The following is a 3338-nucleotide window of genomic DNA, read 5'->3' as shown; positions in this document are numbered from 1 at the left end:
AGTGGTAGAGCAGCTGCCTTTTAAGCAGACGATCCAGGTCCGATTCCTGGTGGGGGCATTTTTAAAAAACGCACCTATGTTTTATGTTTATGTTATTTTTAACACATGTAAGAAAAAGTTTTATATAGGTCAAACTCAAAATTTATCAGAAAGATTAAAAAGGCATAATAATATTTTAAAAAATAAATCAACTTCTTATACTAGTAAAAATTCTGGGAGATGGACATTAATTTATACAGAAGGTTTTAATACTAGATTAGAAGTTGTGAAGCGTGAAAAAGAATTAAAAAGTTTCAGGGGTCGTCAATTTATAAAAGAAATAATATTTCAAAAATATAGCTCAGTAGTAGATCCGCCAGCTGGCGGACTTTAAGCAGACGATCCAGGTCCGATTCCTGGTGGGGTCACCAAAATAACTTACAACTTATAACTTATAACAATTAACGTTTGCAAAATTCATCTTGATGAATTTTTTTATTTTTTAGAAAAGTGTTATAATATAAATGAGACTTATTTTTACAACAATATTTTTTCTGTCATTGCGAGGAGAGTAGCGACGAAGCAATCCCGATGATTGGCGAATAGGGCATTGGTTTAACGGTCATACTGATTCTGAAATAAATAATGTCATGCTGAACTTGTTTCAGCATCTGTGATCATGTTGAGCGTTTTATTTAACATAGACGTTTTGAGCGCTAACAGATCCTGAAATAAATTCAGGATGACAAAAAAAAGAGAAGTGTCATGCTAAATTTATTTCAACATCTGTGGTTGGGTTAGTCATGTTGTTAGAAGTAGACGTTTTAAGTGTTTACAGATTCTGAAACAAGTTCAGAATGACAGCTAAGTTCAGGATGACAAAAAAAGAGAAGTGTCATGCTAAATTTATTTCAGCATCTGCGGTCGCAACAACAAACATCTTGGATTTTCATTCAAAATAAGATATAATATAAGAATGCTAACTCAAAACAAAAAACAATTTAAAGCCAGAATGAAAAAAAGTCTATCTATCCTAGTCCTATGCTTTTTGGTTTCATCAATCGTGCTGACTATGATAATCGCCCAACCCTGGCAAGTCAGACCCGCCAATGCCGCAGTCATCACTTTCCCCGACGCCAACTTGGAGGCCGCAGTGCGCGATGCCATCGCCAAACCAACTGGTGATATTTATGATACTGATGTTAATGGACTAACAACATTTGACGCTTCGGGTAGAAGTATTAGTAATATAACTGGAATGGAATATTTTACGAGTTTAACTAGTCTTCATTTGGGCTCCAACCAAATCTCTGATATCTCTCCTTTATCCGCTTTGACTTCATTAACTCAAATTGATTTATGGTCTAACCAAATCTCTAATCTCTCTTCCTTGTCCGGCTTAACTTCATTGACTAGCCTTGAATTAAGCTACAATCAAATCTCTAATCTCGCTCTTTTGTCTAGCTTAACTTTATTGCCCTATCTTCGTTTATACGGTAATCAAATTTCCGACATCACTCCTTTATCTTCCCTAACTTCATTGACTGTCCTTGAATTAGGCTCCAATCAAATTTCCAATCTTACTGGACTATCTACCCTAACTTCATTAACTAATCTTGGTTTAGGTTTCAACGAAATTTCCGACATCTCTCCTTTATCCACGCTAACTTCGTTAACTTGGCTTGATTTGCAAACCAACTCTATCTCCGACATTTCCGCCTTATCTTCTTTAACTAATTTAACTTGGCTTAATTTATCCTATAGTTCAGTCTCAGACATCTCAGCTTTATCAGGTTTAATCAATTTAAGTAACCTTAATTTAGGAATGAGTTTAGTATCAGACATATCTCCTTTAGCAAACTTAATTTCATTAAATGAATTTTGGTTATTTTATACTTTAGTTTCCGACATCTCCGCCTTGGAAAATTTGCTTGCATTAACTTTCGCATATTTAGATAGCAACCAAATTTCAGATATCTCACCCTTATTAAATTTAACAAATTTAAATGGGCTTTATTTACGTTCTAATTTAATTGACATCGACCCCACCAGTCCAACATCTCAGAAAAATATTTTAGAAACTATTGATGGTTGGGCGACGCACGTGATATATGAAAATCAATACGAGGCCTTTTGTTCCGACGGTTACGACAACGACCAAGATGGCGATATTGACACAGCCGACAGCAATTGTGAGTTGCCTAGCACGTTGAAAACCAATGGCTCAGTCAGTCCAGTTAACGTGGTGACGACTAACCCAGATTTTACAGCTCAATACAATGATTTTTTAGGTTCAAGTCAATACGCTCAGTCATATCAAATTCAAGTCATTGAAAATGGTGGCGATTTTAGTTCACCTCTGTGGGATAGCGGTCAGGTTGATTTAGATAGCTATCCACCCGGTCTAGCAGAGGAGAGTGTTAGCGAAGATATTCCCTATGGAGGTAGCGCCTTGGCTCTTGATGGCACTCAATACAATTGGCGTGTGCGTTTTTATAGTGCGATTGGTAGCATCTCAGCTTGGAGCGATGGCACATCGTCTTTTACCATGCAAGATATCCCCACCGATCCCAGCGGGTGTTCAGCTTCACGCGTCAGCGACGTTGAATTCAATGTGTCATGGTCAGACAATTCAACCTATGAAGACGGTTTTGTCGTTCAACGCAATACCAACAGCTCAGGTAGCTATGCTGGTTGGCAAACCATTGGCACAGTTAGTAGCAATACAACTAGTTTTGTAGATAACAGTACTAACAACCCAGCTGATCCACCTCAAACAGATGAAAAATATCAATACCGTGTTTATGCTTACAACACAGCTGGCAATTCAGGTTACAGCACTGATGCAATTGAACACTACACCACCCCCGACGCCCCAACCGAGGTCGCTGGTAATTACGTCTCTGATAGTCAATTTTCCATTGGTTACACTGACAACGCTGGCGCAGAGGACACGCATCATTTTAATCGATGCACTGGCGCTAATTGCGACAGCGCCACCTATGAAACAGATTTAAGCACGACCGAGAGTTCGCCAATGACTGATAGCTCTGGTCTAAGTATTGATGAAAAATATCGTTGGCAAGCTCGTTCAGAAACACCCACTCTGTTGTATTCCAGTTATGGCTATTCTAACTATGAATACACCACTCCAAGCGCGCCAAGTGATGTCGTCGCGACTTATGTTTCAGACAATGAGATTGGTTTAACTTGGGCTGACAATTCAACCTACGAAGATGGCTTTAGAATTGAGGTCTCAACTGATGCTGGCGCTTATGAAGAAATCAGCCCCGGCGTGAATACGGTTGGTGCAGGTATTACGACTTACAATTTTACTGGTGCAGATACCAATCACAAAT

General features: G+C 38.6%; 2 protein-coding genes. Both read left to right on the top strand.

What is annotated here, in order from left to right:
- Positions 1–76 precede the first annotated feature (76 nt).
- A complete protein-coding gene (locus PHS07_00805) occupies positions 77–373 on the top strand; it encodes a GIY-YIG nuclease family protein (protein ID MDD4606868.1) in 297 nt (98 codons plus the stop codon).
- Positions 374–955: 582 nt separating this feature from the next.
- On the top strand, positions 956–3338 hold a 2383-nt coding region (locus PHS07_00800), incomplete at its 3' end, for a leucine-rich repeat domain-containing protein (GenBank protein ID MDD4606867.1).

The organism is Patescibacteria group bacterium (assembly GCA_028707495.1).
In the GTDB taxonomy this organism is placed as follows: Bacteria; Patescibacteriota; Patescibacteriia; order UBA2591; family JAQWAS01; genus JAQWAS01.
The sequence above is the reverse complement of the archived record's forward strand: the minus strand, read 5'-3'. Positions and strand labels throughout refer to the sequence as shown.

Bases quoted from the DNA above. Each gene is read 5' to 3' on its own strand.
- PHS07_00805 (MDD4606868.1), top strand. From the start codon at position 77: ATGTTTTATGTTTATGTTATTTTTAACACATGTAAGAAAAAGTTTTAT.